Consider the following 25,099-nt stretch of genomic DNA (forward strand, 5'->3'; position numbering starts at 1 on the left):
GCCCGGATCAGGGCTTCACAGGATGCATACGGCCGAAGAGATCGATGTGTGCATCCACAATTCGCTGGCGGGCTTCCGGGTCAGGCTCCAGAGACCAGTCACCCTCTACTGACGTACCCCCGAGAGCGATCCCATCGGAGCGCGGAGACATATGCACAAAACCGCCAGCGAGAGGCGAAGCGGCTCCGAAGGTCGAGTAGTCGACACCCTCTTGGGGCATGAGCAGCGTCAACTGTCCCTTGAGTGGCGTAAGCTCCGAGTCTCCGACCAGATCTCGGGCTCCGAGGCCCGTGCAATTCACGATGATCGGGTCGGGAAGGGTCGACAGATGTTCCCTTGAGTCGAAGGCACGGATGACGATCTCTGCCCCGGATTCTCGAACGTCCGACACCAAGCGATCAAGGTAAATCGAAGGCTCGATCCGCATGGATGGTCTCATGGTCGCGTACGGCGTCGGGAACGAGTGCTGACCCGGGCCGAACACGGTCGACCCAGCTGAAAGATCGGGTGGAAGCAGCGGGTCCGCCGCTACCCTCGCACCCGGTGGCCCCTGATGGAGCGAATAACCCTCGATCCAGGAAACACCGTAGCCGCGTCCGACCAGAAGCTGCAGCTCACTGTAGGCGATCCTAGCCGCCTCGCGGAACTGAGAATCCCACTCCGCGGTGCGTCGTTCGGCTGCAACCAGACCCGAGGTGGGCGTCCAGCTGGCTAGAGACATATTCGACGTTGTATTCGGAGGGACGTTTTTCGCGTACACCGTGACGTTGAAGCCACGACGCTGCAACTGTCGAGCCGTGGTCAAGCCAACGACGCCGCAGCCCACCACCGCGACCGTCCGTACCTCTCCACCCATTGCGAGATCCGCCGCCATCTTCCCGGTGCCCCAGGAGAGGGACATACCGGAGCCGCCATGCCCGTAGTTGTGGATCAGTACCTTTTCTCCGAGGCGCTCCGCCCGGAGGACGAAGCCGGAGCGGCGATATGGCCTGAGCCCCACGGTGGTTCGGATCACACGCGCCCAAGTAGCATCCACGGGGGTGAGGCGCCGGGCCGGGCGGACTCGGCTGACGCGATTCGGCCCTGAGGCACACCCGAAGGTCGCCAGGCCCACGAGGCTCGTGCCGCCGCGCAGCAACAGGGTTCGTCGATCCATGGCTGAAAAAGCAGAGAGGAACGCAGTGGTACCGGACGGAAATCGGATACAGCGGTTAACGGCAGGGTGTGCCCCGAGGGGACACTCGGCAAGTGCCGCTGTGCCACTCGGCCTCAAACCGGATAAACCCGCCGTCCTACTAGACGGCGAGCGCGCCTACGTCACACCTGCCGAGGTATGCAGCTAGGAGATCTTGGCCTGCAACCGCTGCCCGTACGAAGTTTACCAGGCCCATCCCCTCCCGATTCGAGCAACGTGCCCAGTTATCAGCAGTCGATTGTCATCGCGCAGCCGCCGCCCGCTGTATACGCGTACATGGACGACGTATCCAGAGAGCATGAGTGGCAAAGTCATCTCGTTGAGGCTTCGCAGACCCCGCCCGGTCCGACCCAGGTCGGATCGCGCCGCCGATACGTGTCCGAGTTCATGGGAAAACGGCTTCAGAACACCTACGTCGTCCAAGAACTAGACCGGGGTCACCGCGTCGTTTGCCGGAGTACCGAGGATTCGGCGATATCCGCGACGAGCGTTCTGACTTGGAGTCCAGAAGGAAATGGTACCCGGGTATCGATGGCGCTGGAAGGCGAGGCAGGTGGAGCGCTCCGGTTCGTCCCAAATCGGATGATCGAGGCCGCGTTCAAAAAGGAAGTCGATAGTGCATTGGTTCGACTGAAAGCCCTTCTGGAGGGTGGCGACTGAACCGTCATGTGGTATCCGAAAGGGTTCACAAATCAGAAATTTTCTGCGACCATAACAGGATTAAAAATACGCGACAACAGATTGAAAATTCAGAATGTCTTCGGCTTGGGCTTTCCAGAAGTGAAGATCTCGCCACGTCAGCCGGAGGAACCGATGAGCAATGTTCCGACCTACACCACGAGACAACTGGCCGATGCCGCTGAAGTCGGAAGCCAGACGCTTCGCTACTATGAGCGGCGCGGGCTGCTGCCTAACCCACCGCGGACTCAAGGTGGGCACCGCATTTACGGGGCCGAGCACCTTGAGCGACTCATCTTCATTCAGCAGGCTCAGCACCTCGGCTTTCAGCTCGAAGAGATCCACGAGTTGCTGAAGATTGAAGAGAACCCAGCAGGGCCGTCGGATGCATCAGAAACACTGACCCAGTTCATTGGACAGCTCGACAAGAAATCGTTCGCGCTTTCCGAAATGCGTACGTCGCTGGCGAAACTTCGAAGTCAGGTCCAAGTGGAGCTGGCTGAGGGTTCGCGCGAAGACTGACTTGGGTCAGCGACTCGCAGACCCGAGTTGCTCAATTTCCGACTCGACGGTTGACCACGTATCCATCTCACGCTCCACCCGTCCCTGCAGCACCTCACGCTCTTTCTCGAGTCCGGCGATCCTTTCGGCGGGTGTGTTTTCATAAAATTGATCGGTGCAGAAAGTCTCATCGATTTCAGCAATCCGTAGCTCCGCTGTCTCGATTGATCGAGTGAGCTCGTCTCCTCGGCGCTCGAGTTTCTTGCGTCGCTTTTCAATACCTGCCGAGTCGAGAGGCACCACCGGCGCAGGCGCCTCCCGCGAGTCCTTCTTCTTCGCACGCTTCTCCCGGCGAGCCTTCAGAATCACCGTATCTGCATCCAGGTGGTCATCCCCGGAGTGATGAACATACTCCTCGTACGTGCCTTGGTAGTCGGTCACCACGCCCGGCTTGATCTCGACAATCCTGGTCGCCAGGCGGCTCACGAACCAGCGATCATGTGACACGAAGATCAGCGTGCCTTCGAATTTCTTCAGCTCTGAGACGAGAGCCTCGATCGATTCGAGATCCAAGTGGTTGGTGGGCTCATCGAGAACCAGCACGTTGGGCTTCTCCAGCGCGAGCCGGCTAAACACTAGGCGAGCCGCTTCGCCACCAGACAGTGCGCTCACCTTCTTTTTTCCGTCATCTCCCGAGAAGAGCATCAGACCCATTTGGCCGCGTACGAAACCCCGATCTTTCCCCGGGCAGAACGACCAGAGCCATTCCTCCGTGCTCTCCTTCCCGTCTTCGAATCCGTCCTTGTTGTCCTGGGCGAAGTATCCCGGGTGAGTCTCGTACCCCCACTCGACCTCACCCGCGTCAGGCTCGAGTTCGCCCATAACAATTTTGAGTAGTGTCGACTTTCCGATTCCGTTCGGGCCCATGATCGCCAGGCGATCACCGCGCCGGACCTCGAGATCAACCCCATGGAGAACCTCATTGTCGGCGAAGGCCTTCCGGATCCCGGCGACGCGAAGCACCTGTTTTCCACTCGGGCGACGCTGTTCAAACCGGAAGGTCGGATATCGCCGGGAACTACCGGGGAGCTCGTGTAGCTCGCTCGCCTTGCGCTCGATCAGCCGGAGCTTGCTCCCGGCCTGTCGCGCCTTGCTGGCCTTCGCCTTGAACCGATCGACGAACTGCTGATGGTGCGCGATTTCCTTCGTCCGGCTTTCAATGTCTTTCTCCCGACGCTCCCGCTCCGCGATCTTCGCCTCGAGAAATTGTGTGTAGTTGCCTCTGTACGCCTGCACCGTGCCATAGTCCACATCGAGGATGCGCGTCGCGACGTTGTCCAGGAAACGATGATCATGAGAGATGACCACGACCGGTCCTGAGAACGCGTGGAGGAACTTCTCAAGCCATCGAATCGACAGGATGTCCAGATGGTTGGTCGGCTCATCCAGGAGGAGCACATCGGGTTTCGCGGCCAGCACCTGAGCGAGCAGCACTCGGAGCTTGAACCCCCCGGATAGCGTCGAAAGCGGATTCCGGTGGATCGCCGTCGGCAACCCAAGACCTTCCAAAATCGTCGCAGCGCGTGCTTCGGCCGAATATCCGTCGAGCCGCTGAACGGTCTCCTCAAGTTCTGAGAAGCGGTCGACGTCGAAGTCATCCTCTCCCCGAGTCAGAATCTTCTCCTTCTCCACCATCGCGTGCCAGAGCTCGGGATCCCCCATGAGCGCGACACCAAGGATCTCCTCCTTTTCGTACTGGAAGTGATCCTGCCTGAGCACGCCAAGCTGGAGAGACTTCGGTACCGACACCTGGCCTTCGGTGGGACTTGCCGATCCGGCGAGGATCTGAAGCAGCGTGGTCTTACCCGACCCGTTCGCCCCTACCAGACCGTAACGTTCACCGGGATTGAGCAAGAAAGACGCGTTCGCGAAAAGGGTGCGATCAGCGAACGATTTTGAGAGAGCGGATGCGGATATCATGACGGCGTTGCAGGGTTCGGAAGCACCTGAATGTCAGGTGCGATCAAGTGTCGAGAACCCGATCGATGATCGCGTTCAACTCTGCGAGTCCAAATGGCTTGGCGAGGACGTCGACCGCACCAAGCGCACCCGCATTACCAAGCAGAATTTCGTGGGACATCAAGCCACCGCCGGAGACGATCATCACTGGGAGATCGGGATAAATCTGACTGAGTGTCAGGATGACTTCGATTCCATCCATGTCGGGCATGTTGATGTCGGTCGCGACGAGAGCAAACGTCCCGTCCTCGAGTTCGGCCATCCCGTCCGTGCCACTCCCGGCTTGCACGCCCGTTCCGGTCCCCGGGCAACCGCAGCGCGGAGCGTAGCGTGGTCGTCTGTTACCAGGAGTCGCGGCATGGTCGTTCTTCCTGATCGGATGGGAAGCAGAGTTCCTGCAATGGAATGGCCGCACCGCGGCTACGCTCTAGGAAGATGTGCGGCGGCGTGGCCGGTTCAACCCCCAACCCCGATCACCCCATCGGGTCTGGAGGTCGCTGGGTGTGGTGATCGGTGGTCGCCTGCCATGCTGCAGCGATCGCCAATAGTCGCTCTTCTCCAAAGGCAGGTGCCGCAAGCGTCGCACCTCGTGGGACCGAAGCGCCGGTCTCCTTATCGGTGTCAAAGCCGATCGGCATGCACAATGCAGGGAGGCCAGTCCCGTCGAAGGGTCCAGTCCCATTGGTGAGGACCACGTCGCACTGATTGAACAGCTGTGTGTGAATCCTGTGGAGAAGGAGCATGCGGGCCTGCTGAACTTTCACGTAGGTATCGGCGCTCTGGAGCATTCCATTGAGGAAGCGGGGCAACCGACTCGCAAAGTTCCGGACATCCTTTCGCAGATGCTCGATGAAGAATGCGGTGGGATCACCGTGCGAGCCACCGAGTGGTTGGGCCGTGAGTTCGTCCCATTGATCGGGCAGGCTGATCTCCGAAACGAGCTGAACCGTCGGATTCCGATCGAGCTCCTCCAAAAGTGTCCGCCGCAGAGCGTTGACCCGCTCGCCGCTTCCGTCGAGGTATCCGGGCCATACGCCAACTCGAGTCGGCCACCGGACCGCAGGGGCCTCTCCAGGGTGTGGGGTCGCGGCCTGGATGAAGTTCGGCACGGGCGGCAAGCCAAGTGTACGCGGGTCGAGTGGATCCGGGTGGGCCAGAAGCTGAAGCAGGATCGCGGCATCGAGTGCGTTACGCGCCATCGGACCGACATGATCACGGGTGTAGCTCAGGGGGATCACGCCGTGGAGTGAGATGCGACCGAATGTCGGCTTGATGCAGGTCAGTCCCTGAGCGTTGCCTGGCCCGAGGACCGACCCTCCGGTCTGCGTGCCGATCCCGGCCACCGCGAGGCGTGCCGCGACCGCCGTACCGGTTCCGGAAGAGGAACCGGCAGGGCTATAGCGGACATCGTCCGGAGTCCAGGCGTTCCTGGTTGTCGGCGTGTTGGTTCCGTAAACCTGCGCTCGGCCACCGGCGAGGTTACCCATCTGAGCCTTGCCCACAACCAGACCGCCCGCCGCCCGCATTGTTGCGACCGCGGTCGCATCATAGGTGGGCTGGAAGCCTTCGAAGACCAAAGAGCCTCCTTCCGTAAGCAGGTCACCGGTGTAGAAGTTGTCTTTCGGAGCGAGACAGACTCCGCGAAGTGCTCCGTCGGACCCGTCGGAAGGGATCCGCTGAGCAGCCTCTAACAAGGCTTCACGTTCCGGCCGCGCGGCAAAAGCCTGGTAGGACCGGTCGAAGCGTTCGATCCGATCAGCGTGGGCGCTCACGAGATCTTTGGGCGCAAGAATCCTCCGCCGGACGAGCGACACTGTTTCTGCAAGCGTCAACTCTGTGAGGTCATCGACAGACTGGAGTGAGGCATCGGCAAGCCCGAGGAACGCATCCCGCGACGCCCATCCTCGCGGTGTCGCACCAACTTTCACAGGAAGTAGTGTCCCCGCTGCCGCTGCCGTCGCGACCCACGCCATACGATCGAGAAACCACCGTCTCGAGACCCGTGTGTCCTGGGGGGGCCTGTTCGCGCCGCTCATCGGCCCGATCCCCCTGATTCGTCTGTCCATGCGACGAAGGGCGCCGGGTGAGTCACCGGAAGATTGAACTGGGGATCGATCTCGAAGTCCGCAGCAATGGCGTCCTGCCGAAGGATAGATCGGCCGTTTGCGAGCAACCGACGTCGATCCATCGGGGCTTCCTCGTCTGACTCCGGGAGGACCGAAATATCGATTCCAATGAGGGAGTACCGGGTCATGATGTACCGGTCGAGCTCTTCGTCTGTGGGTTCCGCTGGCGGCTTGGGCTTGTTCAAGGGCGTCACTCGTTGGGTTGGAGGGTCTCTCTCAGGCTGCCGTTTCTTCCGATGGGATGGTGATCTCCAGTACCGTGGCCTCATTGGAAGCTTCGAGCGTGACTGCCGCGAGAGCAGCCGGCAAGACGATCGTGTTCCCGGCCCTGGCCTTCAGCGCTTGAACCCCAGCCTCACCCCATCGCACCTCCGCCTCGCCGCTCAGCAGCATGAGGACGGCGACGGCGTCTGACTCCAGCGTGAGTTGGCCCCCATTCGGGATCGACCACTCTCGAATGGAGAAATGCTCGCAAATTACCAAATCACGCCCGGTGGCGTCGTCGCGCTCCGAGACCGTGCCTGGTTCGAACCCACTGGTTTCCGCGGGCCCGTAATCGATACATGCGAGTGCGTCCTCCACGTGGAGTTCGCGGCCCGTACGGCCCCAGTCGAAGACACGGAAGGTCGTGTCCGAAGCGGTCTGGACTTCGGCCACGAGAATTCCACCCCCCAATGCGTGACACGTGCCGCCGGGGATATAGTGACAGTCGCCAGCTACCGCAGGTACCCGAATCATCAACTTCTCGACAGTCCCGTCCTCAATCGCGGCAGCAAAGACATCGCGGGTCGTCCCCGCCTTCACACCCTTGTAGATGACCGAGCCCGGTTCGGCCGCGACGATGTACCAAGCTTCTGACTTGGGGCGGGCATCCGAGTGACCGGACGCGAATTCCCCCGAGGGATGGACCTGAACCGACACGTTCTCCGTCGCGTCGAGATACTTCAGCAACAAGGGGAAAGAACCGTCAGGGTTCAGCCTCGCCGCACCAGTGACAATGGGTCCGAATTCCTTCACGACCTCGCCAAGCGCTCGTTTGTTCAGCGGACCATTCAGAATCTTCGAGTACGCAGCCGCACCTCCCTCACCAGACGGGCTCGCAGCTGCGATATCGGCGAGTTCCCAGGACTCACCGATCAGATTTGTGTCGCCGCCCGGCAGGGTGCGACCGAGCGTCTCGAGCGTGCGCCCGCCCCAGACCTTGTCCTTGTAGATCGGATCGAGAACCAATGGGTAAAGCGGCACTGAGTCTCCGTGCGTCAGAGCAAAGGATCGAGGATCGCGATCAGATCTGCGACCTCTTCAAGGGTGTTGTAGTGGACCATGCTGACACGCACAACTCCGTCGTCGCTGGACAGCCCCAATGCACCAATCAGGCGGGCGGAGTAGAAGTGACCGTAGCGTATGCCGATTCCGTGCTGGTCGACCGACTCGACGACCTCCCTGCTGCTCATTCGGTCCGAGACGAAGGAGATAATCGATACGCGCTCGGCCCGGTCGGCGCGGGGTGAGCCAATCACCCGCACACCCGATTTGCTCTGCAAGAAAGCAAGCAGCGACTCGCTCAGTCGCTCCTCGTGGAGGGAGATCTGGTCAAACGCCTGAGTGACGGGGCGGTGATGCCAGGTCCGAGTCCAATCGTCCACACCTGCTGCCAGTCCAACCTTTGCCGTCTGCTCGACCCCGGCCAGCTGTTCCAGATAGTCCAACAGGCCCAGCAATGAGTAACTCAGTTCGTAATTCACGTTGCCGGGCTGGTGCTTGTAGGGTACGTCGCCTTCCGGGATGAAGTAGAAGCCCTGCCCAGGAAGTGTTTCGAGCAGGTGACGCCGTCCGTACAACACCGCGTGATGGGGCCCGAAGGTCTTGTAGAAACTGAACGCGTAGAAGTCCGCGTCGAGAGCCTGAACATCAACCGCACGGTGGGGGGCGAACCCGACCCCATCTACGCAGAGCCATGCGCCTGCCTCGTGAACCATGTCAGCGACCCTGCGCACCGGGTTGATGGATCCGAGAATATTCGACGCATGGGTCATGGCAACGAATCGAGTGCGGTCCGACAACAGATTCCCTAAGGCTTCGATGTCGAGCTCGCCGGACGAGGGGTCAACCTGCCAGAATCGAACCACGGCCCCGGCCTGCTCGAGCTCAACCCACGGAGCGATGTTGGCCTCATGATCCCCGTTGGTGACGATCACCTCGTCACCCGGTTTGATCACATGCGCCAAGCTGCGCGCGAGCATACTGAGAAGCGCCGTGGTAGACGGGCCCATCACGACCTCGTCAGGATCCGTCGCGTTGATCAGAGCTGCGACGGCTCGGTGCGCCTGAGCCACCCGCTCTGCGGCCACACCTGATGTGGCATAGGTGGCGCCCAACTGGACGTTGGACCGAACCAGAAACGCCTGCAGTCGATCCAGGACCGGCCGGAGAATCTGCGAGCCGCCGCCGTTGTCGAAAAAGCATTCACCGCCCTCGAGCGCAGGGAACTGACTGCGTACGAATGCAAGGTCGAGCTTGGTCATCGATTATCCGGAGGTCTGATAAGGTCTTGTGAATGCACCATAGTCTAGAGAGAGGCGTCGACATGATATACAAAGGAATCAGGGCGACGCCGTGCATCCAGCGCCGCCCCGATCTTCCGTCGGCCTAATCGCTCAGAGCGATCGGCGAGTCTTCCTACCGGCTCTCGATCCGCTCGCGGATGATGCCAGCTGTCCGCTCCGATCGGGCGTCCGCGATCTCGTCGGCCCACTGCAGGGCCTGGTTCAGGTCAGAGATGTCGACACCGTTGATCATTGCCTCACCGGTCGCGACCCGCTCCGCCCAACGGACCGAATTCACATCATCGAGCATCATGTTCAGACCGATACCCGGACTGTCGTGCAGCCCGTCGCTTGGCATGCCTTCGTGAGTCACCCCGAGCTCTCTCAAGACGTTCCTCGACCCCTCCGGACTCCGGTAGTACTCAGGGATGAAGTGGGCGGCAGCTGATCCGCCCCACTTGGCATTCAATGCGTCAGCGACGTTGCCCATTCCGCTCTGATTCCCACCACTGTCACCGATGAAGACGATGTTCTCGAAGCCGTGTTGGTACAGGCTTTCCGCCATATCGGTGAGGACCGCCTCGAACGTCTCTTGACGCAGACTGATGGTCCCAGGACTCGTCATGTGTCCCGACGGAGGCTCGATGCTCCCCTCCGGTACGAGTTCCAGCACCGGCGCACACAATGCGTTGCCAAGATAAATCGCAATGCGCGGGCAATTCTCACGAAGCACATAGTTGTGCTTCCCGGTCACGAGCCAAGGACCGTTAGGCTCCATTCCACCCGTGGAAATAATCGCGGTCGTCTTTCCAGCCGCTAACGCGTCCCGCACGTCCATCCACGTCATGCGCTCAATCCAGAGCGTCTCAGTGGCCGGTAGTGGGTTCGGTGTGTCTGCGCAGTTGAAGGTGTTATCGGCGCACTGGCCGCCGCCCATGTTGCGTGGATCAGGGGCCGGGCGCTGCCCTCCCCCAGGAGGCCCTCCACGCCCACCACCAGCCCGTGGCGCGACGGGGGTGGTCCGCCCCTGGGCAATCGCCTGATTGATGAAGCCGACCGTGTGGTCGGCTCTGAAGTCTACGATTTCCCGGGCCCACTTCAGGCTTTGAACCCGGTCGGAGATGTCCACACCGTTGATCGTCGCGAGTCCCGCGTCGACACGCTCCTGATAGCGGACCGAGAACGGCTCATCCGCAAACATGTTGAGTGTGATGATCGGATCGTCGTGCAGGCCATCCCCTGCTCCACCCTCGGGGAATCCGCGGAAAGCCATGTAGTCGCCCACGGTGCCATAGTCGTAATATTCCTGAACATGGGCGACGACCGTGCCGTCCCACATCGCGTTGAGCTTCTCGGCAACGGCCCGCTGACCGCCCTGATTTCCACCACTGTCACCGAAGAAGATGATGTTCCGGAAGCCGTGCATCTTGAGACTGTGCGCCACGTCCGTGAGCATCGCCTCGAAGGTCTCCTGACGCATCGAGATCGTGCCAGGGCTTGTCATGTGACTGCTCGGCGGGTCGATGTTGCCCTCTGGCACGAACTTGATGATCGGCGCGCAGATCGCATCCCCGAGCTCGCGAGCGATCGCATCGCAGTTCGCGCGGAGCACGAAATTGTGCTTCCCCGTCGCCAGCCAAGGGCCGTTAGGCTCCACGCCGCCCGTCGGGATGAGTGCTGTAGTCATACCAGAAGCGAGCGCGTCCCGGACGTCCATCCAGGTCATCTCTTCTAGCCAGACCGTGTTGGGCGCTGGGAGTGGATTCGGTGTCGTTGCGCAGTTATAGACGTTGGCAGCGCAGGCACCACCACCCATCGAGTTGGGGTCGCGCTGCTGCTGTGCCTCGGCCGCGGTCGCGGTCAGAAGCACGGCGCTAGCCGCGAGGAGTATCTTTTTCATACAGCATCTCCGAGTAGGCGAATCTCGCACGAGACTGCACGTCCCGTGCGCAACGCGCCAGAGGGACTCGCGGGCGCCCTATCGCCAGGTGAACTATGCGCCGCAGGCACGCCTCTGAGCTGTGAGCTCCGAGACCGCCAGAGAGAGGACTCCAAGGTCTCGTGAAGCTCCAGCCCCTTCTGACTGCCGGCGCTACAGCTATCGACGATGGCTCGCTTCCGCTGCCGCACGACCCCGAGGCCTAAGGACACGTCACCCGTTTTCACTCCGTAGTCAGCCGCTCGGGACGCGAAATAAGCGACACGCGCGCTGGCGACCATTGTCTTGGTTGGCGTGCACCCACGGATCACACAAGTCCCACCAACCCGGTCCTTCCTCGATGATGGCCGTCTTCCACCGCGCTTCCGCCAACACTCCAGCCAGAGGATTCCCGGCCTGTCCAGTACCGATGATGAGTGCGTCGATAGGTTCTGCTTCAGGCATGTCGGGCTCGCTTCGAAGGATTCGATTCGGTCTCAGTTCCGAGCGCCCAACGACTCTGAGCACCGTGCAGGAAGCGGCTGTGCATGTGGCAGGTTCAGCACTGAATCTGCTCATTCCTGCGCCCAGAAAGGAAGCTCGTCAGCCGCCCCCTCCGGCCCCTGGACCATCGCAAGTGTCGGGCCAGCCCCGGGCACATGCCAACGCATACAATTCGACCGGGTCCCGAGTCCTCACTGGGCCCTTGCTGCCGCGAATGATCGTCGGAAAATCCTCGATCGGGGGCGGCGCAGAGGCAAACGATTCACTACCGGTCTCGACGACGATCACATTCGAGCAACCGGTGCGGAAGGCCAGCGCACATGCGCGCTGGAAGTCACTCCGAGCGGTCTCCGTGTCGCCAAATGTGTCGATGAGCGTCAACCCTCGCTCGTTGCACGCCCAGCCTGATCCTCGTTCGCAGTAGACCCGTTCAACGGAAATCACGTAGGTGCAAGCCCGCTCATTCCCGGCTTCGCACGCCTGATCCCAGAAGGGGAGATACTGCCCCGGATGCTCGTCACCGACCCCTCCTGTAAGCGCCAGTCCACCGAAGAGCATCGCCCACAACCCGGCGGTGGCGAGCCGAGGGGTCCGGAGACCCACGAGTCCGAGAATCCGCGCCGGTTCGAGATATTTGAAAAAGCCCGTCACCGCGACCCGATCGATCCGTCGCACCATGAGATTCAAGATCGGGATCGGGAGCAGCTTGTCGTAAAAGGCCGGGGCGCCCACACCTTCAAGAATCCCAGCCAGTGCAATGGTAAACGAAGCGTACAGTACTCCGAAGATTACCCGACCCTGCTCTGATTTCGGCGACGTCGCCGGATCAGTGAAGAGCAAATGCATCCCGAGAAAAACGGCGATCGGAATATATGCATCGCGAAAAAAGAACGTGCCCGTCACCCCGAAGTAGAGAAGACTCCAACTGTATGCCGTGATCACAGAAGCGATCGTCATTGTCGCTACGCCAAACAGCATCTGGGCCGGCAGCGTGACGAGAAACACGGCCAGATAGATCAGGGGTGGATTGAACAACGACTGGGCAATTTCGAGCCCAAAGGTGTGGTCCGTCGTCCCTGTCAGAATCAAAACAAGAGAAAAGACGGAGAGTGGAAAAGACGACGGATTGAAGATGTGCCGTTTTTGACCGTCTCGTTCCCAGTGGATGAACGACTTCACCAGAAAGCCGAGCGCCACGATCGCGAACTGCCAGTAGTACCACTCGGGCCGGAACCAGAGGAAGAAGTTGATACTGATCAGAATGGGGAACGGGCCGAACCCGATCTGATAACGGTCTCCGCGATACCACTGAAGGAGCGCATCGAAGCCATACGCGAACAGAAGCTGTCCGATGAGGAGCGGCAGGTTCTGATAGACCGACGTTACGTGCCATCCCCAGTACAGCATGAGCGTGCCCTGAGCACACGCCTGAAGCCAGTGGGGCGTTCGGATCGCCACCTCGATCGTCAATTCACGGCGGTTCCGTGAGGCGGTAAGGAAGAGTACGACGGCGCCCAGCAAGAGCACGGAAGACGCCCCGAGGAAACTCCGCAGGACCATGGGCTGCTGTGCGACCTGTGGGAAAATCCGGGTCGCGACGGCGATGCCTGCCGCGAAGCCGACAGGCAGGAGAGCGGCCTGGGCGGGGGGGAGCCGCTTGGAAATGAGATTTCTCCTTTCAGCCATAGCTCGGTCCGACGAGAGAATTCTAGCCGGATCCGTCGGACGAGAATAGCCAAGTCAGCCAACGACCGCTCACGCCGCACCTCCTTGCGATTCAGCGGAGCGGCGGCACAATACCCGTTCCACCATTCCACAACAACTCGACCCATCGAGTAGAGACATTGCCATGAAGCGCATCGGCACCCTCGCCCTCATTGTGTCCGCTTTCGGCGGCATCGCTCCGGCTCCTGCCACGGCACAGGCCCCGGACCTTGCCACGACGGTCTCCCGACTGGGATACCGGGAAATCGGCCCGGCCCTCATGGGCGGCCGAATCGCCGCCCTCGCAGTGGTAGAATCGAAGCCGCAGATGTTCTACCTCGGCACGGCATCCGGCGGGCTTTGGAAGACAGGGGATCATGGGACATCATGGACGCCGCTCTTCGATGACCAACCGACCAGCTCGATCGGAGACGTCACCATTGATCAGGCCAACCCCAATCTCGTCTGGGTAGGCACAGGGGAGCCGCAGAACCGGCAGTCGTCCCCCTGGGGCAACGGTGTCTACAAGTCGATGGATGGTGGTGAAAACTGGGCGCACATGGGCCTAGAAGAGACCAAACATATTGCGCGGGTCCTTATCCATCCGCGGAACCCCGACGTCGTCTACGTCGCCGCAGTCGGTGACCTGTGGGGGCCCAGCCCCGAGCGTGGGGTCTTTCGCACGACCGACGGCGGGCAAACGTGGGAGAACGTTCTGTTCATCGACGAAGACACGGGTGCGATCGATCTCGCCATGGATCCAGATGATCCGATGACCCTCTTCGCAGCCATGTATCAGAGGCGGCGCACTGGATGGGGCTTCAACGGCGGTGGACCGGGATCCGGCCTGTACCGGACGATGGACGGCGGAGCGAACTGGACCGAGCTCACGGAAGGACTTCCCGAGGGTGACAAAGGTCGGATCGGTGTCGACATCTTCCGGCAGGACGGCAATGTCGTGTATGCGCTCATCGAGGCGGACCTCAGGTCCGCCAGTCAGGGCTTCGGTGGAGGAGGCGAGTCGAGCGAGAGTGGCATCTTCCGCTCCACGGACCGCGGGTCCACATGGGAAAAGATGTCGGACACGAACCCTCGACCGATGTACTACTCGCGGGTCGAGATCGACCCGAGCAACTCCGATCGGATCTACGTACTGGGGAGCGCGCTGATGGTGTCGGACGACGCCGGCAAGACGTTTCGCAGTGATGGCGCGACCCAGATCCACGTGGATCACCACGCGCTCTGGATCAACCCCAAGGACCCGGATCACCTGATCTTGGGAAGCGACGGCGGCGTCTCAGCCTCCTGGGATGGCACCGGACACTGGCGGATGTTTGACAACCTCGCTCTCGGTCAATTCTACACCATTTCCTACGATATGCGCGATCCCTACGCAGTCTGCGGTGGTCTGCAGGACAACAACCCCTGGTGTGGTCCGTCAAACACGCGGTCCTTCCACGGCATTCGTAATCAGGACTGGTACGAGACTGCCTACGGGGACGGTTTCTGGACCGTGGTCGACCCCACCGACTCCACGATCGTTTTCTCGGAGTCGCAAGGCGGAAACATGAACCGGTACGACCTGATTACCGGGGAGAAGACCCCGATGCGACCGATCACCGGCCCGCGTGAAAATGGAGACACCGCCAAGGCGTACCGCTTCAACTGGAACGCACCTCTTCTGATCTCACAACACGACCCTGCCACCATCTACCTCGGTGGCAACTATCTCATGCGCTCGCGCGACAGAGGCATGTCTTGGGAAGAAGTCGGCGGCGTGGACCTCACCAAACAAATCGATCGGGCCGAGCTGGAGATCATGGGTGTGCCCGGTAGTGAGCCGATGATGTCCATTCACGACGGGACTTCGACATACGGCAACCTGACCACATTGGCTGAATCCCGGTTCACACCGGATGTGATCTACGCTGGGACCGACGACGGAAACCTTCAGGTCACGATGGATGGTGGTGACACGTGGGAGAACGTGGCGGATCGAATTCCAGGTCTCCCCGAGCGTACCTACGTTAGTCGAGTCGCTCCCTCGGCCCACGCCGAAGGTCGCATCTACGCGACCTTCGACGGACATCGGAACGGCGACTACTCTGCGTATGTTTACGTCAGTGAGAACTACGGTAAAGACTGGAACAGAATCGACGACGGACTCCCGCACGGATGGTCCGTGAACGTGATCACTGAGCATCACCGCGCGCCGAACCTGCTCTTCGTCGGGAACGAGATCGGGGTCTACTTTTCGATTGACCGCGGTGAGTCGTGGACGCAGCTGAAGAACAATCTTCCGGTGGTCCCGGTCGACGACATCGCCATTCATCCACGAGAGAACGACCTGATTCTCGGCACGCATGGCCGCAGCGCGTGGATCATGGCTGACATCGCGCCGCTCGAGCACCTCTCACGGTCGGTGATGGCGCAATCTGGGCATGTATTTCCGCTAAAGACGACGGTGATGTGGGCTCAGATGGGCGACTGGCCGTTTTACGGCGCGACCTACTCTGCTTCAAACCCACCGCGGGCGACCCCTATCCGCTACTACGTCCGTGACGAGGGCGCAGACGAGCACGACTTTAGCGTCGAAATCACAGACAGCTCTGGGGCGACGGTCCGAACGTTTGACGGGCCTGCCGAACCAGGAGTGAACGAAATTCTCTGGAACTGGCGGTATGATGCACCATATGAAACTCGCGCCGGTGAGGGCGGCGGCGGTCGAGGCCGGGGGGGTGGCACACCCCAGGGGCCGATCGTCATGCCGGGGCAGTACACCGTGACGCTCCACGTCGGGGAAGACGACTTCAGCTCGACCGTGGAGATCCAGGCCGACCCAAGGCGTTCGATGACGATGGCCGATCGACGGGCCAGGCAGGATGCGCTGATGAGTCTAAATCATTTAGCCGCACCACTTTTTGAGGCCACTCAGGCCGCACAGCGCCTTACCGACCAAATGGAAGAGGCGGAGTCCCTGCTGGAGGAATACCAGGGCGAGACCGAGGCGCTGACCGAGACGCTCGCCGAAATCCAGAAAGAACTGGAAGCAGTGCGCACCGGGCTCGGTGAGGCCAGTGCATGGGCAGGGGTCGGTGGTGCGATCCAGGGCTCCTCGACGCTGCCTACAGAGGACCAAATCTGGCAGGTCGACGCCGCCTGGCAAGCGGTCCCACCACTAGTGGAGCGTCTCAACGTGCTCATCGAGATTTCTGTGCCTGCCCTCAACGACGCGCTGGACGCCGAGGGCGTAAGACCCGATCCGGGAGCCCCGCTAACCGTCCCCACCCGACGAGGCGGCTAGGTAATCAGGCCTGCACCAGAGATAAACGCGACAACCTGATCCATAGGATCTCCTGTCCACTCCGCGACGCTCGACATCAGGCATACGGACATGACGATCCCTGCGTCGACGGCGGTAACACTCCGTATAAAGGCGTCATTCACAAAAATCGACACACTAATCACGAAGGATACGCGCGCGCGCCACTTACAAGCCGCTTTCGCACGCGATGTGGTGACGATTTTCTTCACTGTCTAATTGTCGCCTTCACAGATTGAGAGGACGAGGGAATACGAGTAGTACTCCCCTTAATTCTGCCCCTGTCCCGCTCAGGCCCGCAACTTAGGGACGCGCAGAACCGAGCTTGATCGCGTGAAGATACCATGGCACCTCTCGCCCACTATCTCCTGTATGTCCCGTCTGGCAATACAATCGGAAAGACGTATTGAGGATCAATCAATAGCTGATATATGGCCCCATCCATCTGCTCGACCTTGGCTTTCGTATTGAGCTTCCATTCCTGTTGAATCTCACCTGCGCGGTTCTCCTGTGCCCCCAAGACTGAGGTCATCGCCCAATAGATGTACTCAGTGGCCATACAACCGTAATCACAAGTTTGGTCATCATACGTGTACCACGCCGCCCCCGGATAAGGGGTTGGAACCGACTGGAAGCGTCCACCTCTCGCGATGTCCATAGCGTTCGTCAACGATGTGCCAGCGTCTTCTCCGAACGCATCCGGATAGGCCTTGGCAAACCCGGAGTGCGTGATGACATGCCAAATTTCTTCCAGCGCGGCATCGAATCGGCTCGTATGCCCGTTGTTATGCCAAGCAGGAACCGACTCATCTGCGCCTAGATCTTGGGCATTAATTGAACCCTGCTGGCTCTCTTGCTTCCACATATACAACGCGGCGTTGCTGGATATAAGGGCACTCATTAAAGCCGGATTGTCGACGACGCCATCTTCATCATTGTCTAGGTACTGAGCCATAATATTAGCGGCGTGCAGTAGCTTCACGTCCTCTACATTAGCGTACGCATAGATGGGCACTCCAAGAACATCAACCTTTCGATTAGTAGACGTGAAACCCGCATCGGAATGGGCGACAATAGTGAAGTTGGGGTCGTTTCCTGGGTCTGTCGGCCCGGTAGCATCCTCGCCGCATGAGACGAGCAGGAACAAAGGAACGAGCGGAATGGTCAGCGCGAACAGCAAGTCTTTCTTCATGCCTAATTCTGCCCACACACCACTCATACCCGCAACTTCGAATGAGTGAAACAGTGCTTGATAGCGAGGTGCGGCTATATGCCACAGAGTGCCCGGGGCCTAATCGCCGCTTCTCAGCTGGCGTGCCACATCCTCAACATTAGGACCTGCCTCAGCATGCCCGAAAGCTATCGAGTAACCTGACCGCCCGCTCGAGGGAGCGGGGATCTGTCCACATGACCAAGCCATGCAACAACCCCGCAGGAGGCTCCGTGCTTTAGGGCACGACGGTTATCAACAGCACTCGAGGGTGAGAGAGCTAGGGTCCCGTTTGGACTGAACGATGTAGCTGGACTTCAAGCCTCACCGGGTCGACATGGCACTCGTCAGCAGTCACCTCAATATCGTTCTGAGTCCACGTAACATACCCGTCCGCCACAATCGTCAGCTCGTAAAGTCCTGCTCGCTCTCCCGCTCCGAAGAGAACGTTACCCCCGACCTCCATCTCTTCACGATACGACCCTTCCACGAGGACGCCGGAAAGTCCCTCCGTTGCCTGGGCACCATCCGCCGCATCCGTGACGGTAGCCATGACCCCGTAACGGAACTCCCTTGTGCAGATTACCGCTTGGGGCTCCGTCAATCCGCACGCCGTGCCCAAGAGGGCTAGGAGCAGCGCGGCCGCACCCGCGACAAGATATCTTGGCATATCCCGGTGTACGGGTCGGGCGCTTCGATGTTCCCCCGGCCGTGCCCCCTGCGAGACCGTGTCGCGCGATACGTGTAGACGGACGGGAAACGGACAGAGCTGTATGTAACCGTCAAGGGCGACGAGAGGAGGACGAAACTCTCTCTACGTCACTGGATGATGGTACCTATTTTTTCAGGAAACGCCGACCCCACCCTTATGGAGCACCACACTCCACCGCCGGCACTCTAGCCACCCCAGTCACTCTCGGCTCTCGGGCACCAGCATCCACCAAGAATGGAACGACCGTCATCATGGGTTGATCCATGCGGACAAGAACGCCTGAGCCGTCCGTCTCGGTCTGGAGTTCCAAGAGCGTGATCTGTGACTGGAGCGTAGTCACCTGTTCTGTGCTGAGCGCATAGGCGCACGGAGGGGGATCGAGTATCTGGTCCGGGGTCGGGGCGTTGTCATCCGCTCCAAACAGGTAGAACGGTTCAGAGCGCTCCCGACCGGTGGCTTCCTTGGCCCCCGGCGCAGCTGTGACCGCGGTGACGATCTCGCTCGATCGGTTCCAGAAGAACTTTAGGACCGAGTTCATCGTCTCCTGATGGGCAGCCGCGCGCAGCGGCGCTCCCAGCTGGCTCGATGATTCGACGAGAAGCCCGAGGGCATGACGAAGCCCGACGGTATTGCGCAGCATCCTTTCGTCTTCGCCGCCCGCCCCGCCTGGGCCCGCGCCGTATAACTCGACACTATAACCGGCTAGGGGAAGCTGATCGAAGAGGTGGTCCTCAACCAGGGCTCGCGAAAGGTCCCGGACCGGCCCGTAAACGTTGAGATTCCGAGGCCAGAGCAGCTGCAGGTCGGGCGTTGTGGCCCCTCGCTCGTGAGCGTCCACCACAAGATCCGGTCGGAAGTCCCGAATGACCTGCGCAATGGTCCGGGCCTCGGGTGAGACGAGGGCGAGATGGTCCCGGTTGATATCGACGTTGTCCGCATTGCGGCGTGTGTTCGCGACCCGTCCGTCGGGATTCGCGGTGGGAATGACTAGGACCGTGGCTGTGCTCAAAGCGTCGGGAAGCAGGCTTGCCTCGTCGAGGGCGAGGTCGCGCAGGAATTGGAGCGCAGCCTCGCGTCCTGCCGGCTCGTTCCCGTGCTGAGCGCCTACGACGAGGAGTGACGGCCCTGCCGCGATCTGATCATCGGGAGCTGGCTCCGGATAGCCGAGCCGCACGAGGTGGATCGGGCGGCCTCGGACCGACGTCCCGACCTCGGTAATTCGGACTCGGTCGGATTCGGCATCGACCGCGGCCAGAAACGCGAGTTCTTCTGAATGAGTCGTGAACTCTAGACCGCTCCGCTCCTCGAACCCGGTTACGGTAGGGCTAACTTCCTCGGGTGGCCCGAGTCCCTGGTCCGAGCACGCTCCGAGAATCGGAAGAAGGCCGATCGCAAGCAGGGATGATCGACGCGAACGGGGGCCGGTCTCCGCACTCCACTCCGTCCGCCGCCGACTCAAGGAACCCGATGGACAAGGGCACGCTCGTACTTCGGCATCGTCGGGTCTAGAAGTCATCAGCTTATCGGTCTCCTTCTGTTGAATTACAGGAATAGCTAAGGGGCTGGATGCACGCTCTGCCATAAGGGGATGCATAATAGCAAAGCCCCCCAACAACCTAAGTCATTAGAGGGCTTTTCTTTCCATAAGTGGAGCCAGGCGGGATCGAACCGCCGAGCCTGAACCCATCCTCGGTCTTGAAGGTGGCGGGCACCCTGCAGTCGCCATGCTTTGCTTTGCAGGCCTACAGGTAATTCAGCGCCTCGCGGACAAACCCGTCGAGGTCTTCTCTTGCAGCCACTGGCGCTCCAGGCATCGATCGACTCGCTCGCCTGGTCCCAGGTCAGTGTGATGCGGCACTAGCGATAAGATGTCTTGGCATATCCCGGTGTACGGGTCGGGCGCTTCGATGTTCCCCCAGCGGTGCCCCCCTGAAACGAGACCGTGCCGAGCGATACGTGTAGACGGACGGGAAACGGACAGGGCTGGGTGCCACGGAGGAGCTAGGTGCCGCCGCGGGGATGCGCCTCTAGCCACTCGCGGGACAGACGTTGGGCTTCGGCTATTTGTTCGCGAGTCATCCGCTGTTCTACGATGCCTTTGTTGTCCAGCGCAATCTCACTTCCTCGGTCTGCCGCGAGATTGTACCACATATAGGCTAGGACATTGTCCTCTACCACGCCTTCGCCGTTGTCGTACAAAAACCCGAGGAGGTACTGGGCATCGGCATCCCCTTGCTCGGCAGCTAACCGAACCCAGCGTGCTGCCTCCGCATAGTCCTGCGGCAGGCCGGCACCATAAATGTGCATGAGCCCGAGGTTGCTCTGGGCAGCGGCATACCCCTGCTCAGCTGCTAACCGATACCAGCGTGCCGCCTCCGCAGCGTCCTCCGGCACACCCCAGCCTTCGGAGTGCATAACCCCGAGGCCGTTCTGGGCAAGCGCATTCCCTTGCTCGGCAGCTAACCGAAACCAACGTATCGCCTCCGCATAGTCCTCCGGCACGCCTTCGCCAGTGGCGTGCATACGCCCGAGTCTGGTCTGGGCAACGGGATACCCCCGCTCGGCACAGGAACGGACATCCTCCAAGGCAGACGACGGGCTTATGTCCGCGCAAGAAGCCGATGGAGTGACCTGTGCATCAACCCCAACGGGGATGACTGCTAGAGCAAGCGCAAATAACAGAGTTTTCTTCATGCCCCAATTCTGCCCCTGCTCCACTCAAACCCGCAACTCAGGACGAGCAGAACACTACCATACTGATCCTATCTATGAACTGCTGATAGAACGCTCTTGAGTATTTGATCAACGTTCTCTGGTTTCGATGAGGGATCTACAACTTCGCCTGGGCCCAGGATGAAACCGGTACCACCAGATTGCTGTATCGCGTCCGCAACTTCACGATCAACATCAGTTGTTGAACCCGCTACCAATGGACCGCCCGCGCTTGGTGTAATCCCGCCGATCAGGCACTTGTCAGTGCGTGTGCGCATTTCTGCGATGGATGGGCCATAGTCTTGGTCATGCCAGTTGAAAGCCTCGACAGGATAGTCGAGAACACCGTCAAAGTTTATATCGTGAGCATGCAGGTGATAGATATTGAACCAAGTCTTGCCCTTTAGCGGTTCGAGCATCTGTAGGTCGTACGGTTTGGAAAATTCGTTGTAGAGATCCGGTGGCAGAAGGTCTAACCCCGCCCATTGATTGGCGAAAAAGACACCATCCGCCCCACCAGAGACGACCCTTTCGACGAAGCTTCGGCTAGTTTCGGTGATAACTTCGAGGGCGGCATGTACTTGTCTTGGGGAGTCCTGCATGTACTGCAGCAGCTTGCCAGGTCCTGCGATCTTTGATGCTGAGGTTAGTGGTGAAAATACCGTCTGCACAAATGGTACGTCACCGTTAAGCATTTCAAGGGCAATACGCTGAGCTTCAAGTACAATGAGATATTCACCAGCATCGCTTCGGACCGGTGTGATCTTCAGCCAGTCGTCGGGCTTTTGAATCGGGCTTTCCGCCAGGATTGGTGTATCCGATCCTCCTCGAACATTTAGTTGGACACCCCAATCCACAACAGAATACAGCCCGTAAGGAGAAAACTTGACGAAGTCCATATCAAGCCGTCGCTGAAGGTGAACTGCTAATTCTGCAAGGCGTCTCGGCGAGCGATCTTGGTTTGCCCAGTGCCACCAAAAGCTCAGCGGGGTACGGTCAGTTGGGAGATTCGCCAAGGCAGCCTCAATCCGAGCGCGGTGACTCATTTCAGTGCTGTATGCTATCGGCGGCAAGGCGGCACTAGCGATGGTCAGTCCCGCGGCGCTTAGAAACGTCCTTCGTGAAACATTATTCAATTGAATATCACCCAGATGTTCGAGGTTTTCCGTGGGGTTGTTTCAGCACACCCGACCGCTATCAGCGCGATCCCGAATAGTAGCTTTCTATTCATGCCCTTATTCTGCCCCTACCCTCATCGTACCCGCAACTCAGGACGAGCAGAACACTGCTAGGCAGCTAGGTGTGGCTGGGTGCCACGGAGGGGGGCTAGTTGCCGCCGGGGGGATGCGCCTCTAGCCACTCGCGGGACATCCGCTGGGCTTCGGCTATTTGTTCGCGAGTCATCCGCCCCTGAATCGCCGCCTTGGCGGGGGACATGGTCTCTCCTTCGATCCGCACTAGCCGACCACCCCACTCCTGAACAAGGCCCTCGCGCTGCCAACCTTGGAGGTGGGGCCCGAGCGCTTCGTCTCGGACGGTGAAGAACTGCGCCCCGTGATCGAATCGATAGTCACTGTGCTCTCGGGTGTTAGCGCGCCCACCGGCTCGCCGGCCTTTGTCGAAGACGACAACCTCGAGGCCGGCGAGTTGCAGTGTGCGGGCGGCCATGAGGCCAGATAGTCCCGCGCCGATCACTCCGACGCGGTGGGTCATGCCGAGCGAACAGTGCTGAGTCCCCCGTCGACGCCAAGCGTCTGTCCCGTGATCCAGCCGGCGTCGTCCGATAGGAGCCAGCGAATCGACTCGGCGACCTCCTCTGCCGTGCCTAAGCGACCAAGAGCGTGCATCGCTTCCGAAGACGACCGGGCGACGTCGCTGCTCGTGATTCGGGCCGTGAGTGGGGTGTCGACCAGGCCGGGGGCCACGGCGTTCACTCGAATCCCTGCTCGACCGTACGTCGCGGCGGCAGAGCGGACGAGCGCGTCGACGCCACCCTTAGCGGCGGCGATCGCTTCGTGGTTCGGCAGCCCGATTGATGCCGCGGCCGTCGAGACGAAGACCACACTTCCTCGCTTCGCTTTGATCATGGGTCGAGCGATAGCACGCAGAGCGGCGAAGGCGCTAGTTAGGTTGGTGTGAAGCGTAGTCAGCCACTCGTCGGGCCTCGTCATGTGAGCAGGCTTGAGCATCAGGCTTCCCACGCACAAGGCCATTCCGTCAATCTGTTGGAAGCGATCCATCGTCGAGCTCACGGCGGCGTCGACGGCGTCGAAGTCGGTCGTGTCGGCAACAACGGAGAAGGCGGTGAGCTGGTCGGCCAGGGCGCCGAGGCGTTCCGGGTCTCGACCCGACAGAGCGAGTCGGGCACCCTGTGCGTGAAGAGTGCGTGCAAGCGCCGAGCCGATACCGCCGTAGGCGCCGAAAATCAGGTAGGTCGGTGGGGATGTACTCATCTATTTGGTAATCCGATTGGAGAGATCAGTCATACGGCACCGAGGGGGGGGAAGCCGTGGGAAGCGTCATCGACCCTCGAGGATCGCCTCGGCGGCTCGCCGGCCTGAACGGAGTGCGCCCTGAATCGAGCCGAACTCCGTGTAGTCTCCGGCCACGATGATGCCATCGCGACGCCTCGCGGAATCCTGTTGCTGGAGGCTACCGGCGGGGTGGCGCGGCAGGGCGTGCGGGACCCTATAGGTCTTGAGGTGCTGCCAACTCGAGACCTTAGGACCGAACCAACGGGCCAACTGATCAGACGCGGCAGTGTGGAAGGACATCGGGTCGTCGGCAGCCCCGTCCACACCGGACACAGCGACGAGGTGGGCGCCGGCGGGCGCGTACTTGGGTGCCACGTTGCTCATGACCGCGATGTGATTTGCAGGTCCGGTACCTTCGCCGTCCAGGACCAGAACGGGCTCTGCAGTCGGAGCCTCCTCTGCGGCAAAGTAGGACGTGACGGTCGCCTTGAACGCTGGAACGGGTGTGCCGAGCAGCGTGGACGCTGAGGCGCCGTCGAGCGCCACCACGACGTGTTGGGCCGAGACCGTCTGCCCTCCCTCCGTCGATACTTGGGTCGCCGACGCAGCCTGAACTGTCGTGCCGAGCGAGATGCGCTCGTCCAGCGTCGAGGCCATCTGCTCCGGCAGACGCTGCATGCCCTGTGCGGGCACGGTCGCTTCACCAATCGCGAAACACCGAAAGTAGTAGCGAAACAGACTCGCCGAAGTCTCAAGCGGTCGTTCGAGGAAGACTCCCCCCAGAAACGGCCGGAAGAAGGTGTCGATGAATTCGGCCGAGAAACCGAGCGACTCGAGCTCATCCTGTGTCGAACGGTCGGGTTCGCTGAAGCAATCGCCTGCTGGTGCGTTGGTGAGTCGACGCCGAAGTTTTGCGACCCTCATCTTGTCTGCGAGTGACCCGACCTTGGCCCTCAGCGAGGCCATGGCACTCGCCGGGTCGCGGTAGGGATCTCCCATCTTCTCGAGGCTCCTACCGTTCCAGATCAGGCTCCCTGCCTTGAAGGCTCTCAAGTCGAGTTGCGGCATGTCGATCTGTGCTTGCACCTCCTCATAGGCGGTCAGAAGTACCTGGAAACCACGATCGAGCGTGAAGCCATCGACTTCGTCAGTTCGGATTCGTCCGCCGACGGCATCCGACGCCTCTACGACGTGGACGTCCAGGCCTGCCTGCTCGAGAAAGAGCGCGCAGGAGAGACCGGACAAGCCTGCCCCGACGACGACGACCTCGGCCGACGAGGGGAGTGGAGCACCGCGCATTAAAACCCCGGGGGTCGTTCATGAATGGTCATGCCAGAACTTACTGAAAACCCCTGAACAAAACCGTGTTGTATAGGTAGCGACACGGGCGTTCAAAAAGGGAGGGACGGGGTACTGGGGTCGCGCCTGTCGGCAAAAGGGACCCGCCCGAGCTACCAGAATTTTTCGGGGAACGGCGT

At 60.5% G+C, this 25,099-nt stretch carries 22 protein-coding genes; 3 read left to right on the top strand and 19 right to left on the bottom strand.

Features of this window, described 5'->3' with window-relative positions:
• Positions 1-7: 7 nt before the first annotated feature.
• Positions 8-1,156 carry an FAD-dependent oxidoreductase gene (locus OSA81_10470; GenBank protein ID MDE0899431.1) on the bottom strand — a complete coding sequence of 383 codons (1,149 nt, stop codon included), beginning with the start codon at positions 1,154-1,156 and terminating at the stop codon, positions 8-10.
• A 255-nt stretch (positions 1,157-1,411) separates the two neighbouring features.
• Here OSA81_10470 and OSA81_10475 point away from each other — a divergent pair, with 255 nt between their 5' ends.
• Together OSA81_10475 and OSA81_10480 are read left to right on the top strand one after the other, a co-directional pair.
• Entirely contained in the window at positions 1,412-1,855 is a 444-nt protein-coding gene (locus OSA81_10475) for an SRPBCC family protein (protein ID MDE0899432.1), read from the top strand.
• Between the two features lie 153 nt (positions 1,856-2,008).
• Positions 2,009-2,395: a MerR family transcriptional regulator gene (locus tag OSA81_10480; protein MDE0899433.1), complete on the top strand. Its 387-nt coding sequence runs from the start codon at positions 2,009-2,011 to the stop codon at positions 2,393-2,395.
• Between the two features lie 6 nt (positions 2,396-2,401).
• Here the strand turns inward: OSA81_10480 and OSA81_10485 are convergent, their stop codons facing one another.
• The 9 genes from OSA81_10485 to OSA81_10525 all read right to left on the bottom strand — a co-directional run bounded on the left by OSA81_10485 (position 2,402) and on the right by OSA81_10525 (position 13,173).
• On the bottom strand, positions 2,402-4,354 hold the full coding sequence (locus tag OSA81_10485) for an ABC-F family ATP-binding cassette domain-containing protein (GenBank protein MDE0899434.1): 1,953 nt from the start codon (positions 4,352-4,354) through the stop codon (positions 2,402-2,404).
• A gap of 43 nt (positions 4,355-4,397) precedes the next feature.
• Positions 4,398-4,682: a response regulator gene (locus OSA81_10490; protein ID MDE0899435.1), complete on the bottom strand. Its 285-nt coding sequence runs from the start codon at positions 4,680-4,682 to the stop codon at positions 4,398-4,400.
• A 184-nt stretch (positions 4,683-4,866) separates the two neighbouring features.
• Positions 4,867-6,429, bottom strand: a complete 1,563-nt coding sequence (locus OSA81_10495; GenBank protein ID MDE0899436.1) for an amidase — start codon at positions 6,427-6,429, stop codon at positions 4,867-4,869.
• Positions 6,426-6,704, bottom strand: a complete 279-nt coding sequence (locus OSA81_10500; protein ID MDE0899437.1) for a hypothetical protein — start codon at positions 6,702-6,704, stop codon at positions 6,426-6,428. The genes OSA81_10495 and OSA81_10500 overlap by 4 nt, the downstream gene beginning before the upstream one ends.
• A gap of 31 nt (positions 6,705-6,735) precedes the next feature.
• Entirely contained in the window at positions 6,736-7,764 is a 1,029-nt protein-coding gene (locus OSA81_10505) for a hypothetical protein (GenBank protein MDE0899438.1), read from the bottom strand.
• A 14-nt stretch (positions 7,765-7,778) separates the two neighbouring features.
• A complete protein-coding gene (locus OSA81_10510; GenBank protein ID MDE0899439.1) occupies positions 7,779-9,044 on the bottom strand; it encodes a cysteine desulfurase-like protein in 1,266 nt (421 codons plus the stop codon).
• A gap of 154 nt (positions 9,045-9,198) precedes the next feature.
• Positions 9,199-10,965, bottom strand: a complete 1,767-nt coding sequence (locus OSA81_10515; GenBank protein ID MDE0899440.1) for a creatininase family protein — start codon at positions 10,963-10,965, stop codon at positions 9,199-9,201.
• 273 nt (positions 10,966-11,238) lie between these two features.
• Complete coding sequence (locus OSA81_10520) at positions 11,239-11,448, bottom strand: hypothetical protein (protein ID MDE0899441.1); 210 nt, start codon at positions 11,446-11,448, stop codon at positions 11,239-11,241.
• Positions 11,449-11,586: 138 nt separating this feature from the next.
• Complete coding sequence (locus OSA81_10525; protein ID MDE0899442.1) at positions 11,587-13,173, bottom strand: hypothetical protein; 1,587 nt, start codon at positions 13,171-13,173, stop codon at positions 11,587-11,589.
• A 163-nt stretch (positions 13,174-13,336) separates the two neighbouring features.
• Here OSA81_10525 and OSA81_10530 point away from each other — a divergent pair, with 163 nt between their 5' ends.
• Positions 13,337-16,495: a hypothetical protein gene (locus OSA81_10530; protein MDE0899443.1), complete on the top strand. Its 3,159-nt coding sequence runs from the start codon at positions 13,337-13,339 to the stop codon at positions 16,493-16,495.
• On the opposite strand, the gene OSA81_10535 is transcribed toward OSA81_10530, so the two are convergent.
• From OSA81_10535 to OSA81_10575, 9 genes are all read right to left on the bottom strand, one after another.
• Positions 16,492-16,725, bottom strand: a complete 234-nt coding sequence (locus OSA81_10535; GenBank protein MDE0899444.1) for a hypothetical protein — start codon at positions 16,723-16,725, stop codon at positions 16,492-16,494. The two genes, OSA81_10530 and OSA81_10535, sit on opposite strands and share 4 nt — an antisense overlap.
• 149 nt (positions 16,726-16,874) lie before the next feature.
• The gene (locus tag OSA81_10540) at positions 16,875-17,705 is read right to left on the bottom strand and encodes a hypothetical protein (protein MDE0899445.1); all 831 of its coding nucleotides are present in this window, start codon (positions 17,703-17,705) and stop codon (positions 16,875-16,877) included.
• Between the two features lie 298 nt (positions 17,706-18,003).
• Complete coding sequence (locus tag OSA81_10545) at positions 18,004-18,393, bottom strand: hypothetical protein (protein MDE0899446.1); 390 nt, start codon at positions 18,391-18,393, stop codon at positions 18,004-18,006.
• A 196-nt stretch (positions 18,394-18,589) separates the two neighbouring features.
• Entirely contained in the window at positions 18,590-19,951 is a 1,362-nt protein-coding gene (locus tag OSA81_10550; GenBank protein MDE0899447.1) for a M14 family zinc carboxypeptidase, read from the bottom strand.
• Between the two features lie 485 nt (positions 19,952-20,436).
• Complete coding sequence (locus OSA81_10555; protein MDE0899448.1) at positions 20,437-21,129, bottom strand: tetratricopeptide repeat protein; 693 nt, start codon at positions 21,127-21,129, stop codon at positions 20,437-20,439.
• Between the two features lie 68 nt (positions 21,130-21,197).
• Positions 21,198-22,163 carry a hypothetical protein gene (locus OSA81_10560; protein MDE0899449.1) on the bottom strand — a complete coding sequence of 322 codons (966 nt, stop codon included), beginning with the start codon at positions 22,161-22,163 and terminating at the stop codon, positions 21,198-21,200.
• A 310-nt stretch (positions 22,164-22,473) separates the two neighbouring features.
• Positions 22,474-22,860, bottom strand: coding sequence for an NAD(P)-binding protein (locus tag OSA81_10565; GenBank protein ID MDE0899450.1), 387 nt, complete (start codon positions 22,858-22,860; stop codon positions 22,474-22,476).
• Entirely contained in the window at positions 22,857-23,600 is a 744-nt protein-coding gene (locus OSA81_10570; GenBank protein ID MDE0899451.1) for an SDR family oxidoreductase, read from the bottom strand. The genes OSA81_10565 and OSA81_10570 overlap by 4 nt, the downstream gene beginning before the upstream one ends.
• A gap of 66 nt (positions 23,601-23,666) precedes the next feature.
• Complete coding sequence (locus OSA81_10575) at positions 23,667-24,920, bottom strand: NAD(P)/FAD-dependent oxidoreductase (protein MDE0899452.1); 1,254 nt, start codon at positions 24,918-24,920, stop codon at positions 23,667-23,669.
• Positions 24,921-25,099: the final 179 nt, after the last annotated feature.

Source organism: Longimicrobiales bacterium (assembly GCA_028823235.1).
Taxonomy (GTDB): Bacteria; Gemmatimonadota; Gemmatimonadetes; order Longimicrobiales; family Gaopeijiaceae; genus UBA2589.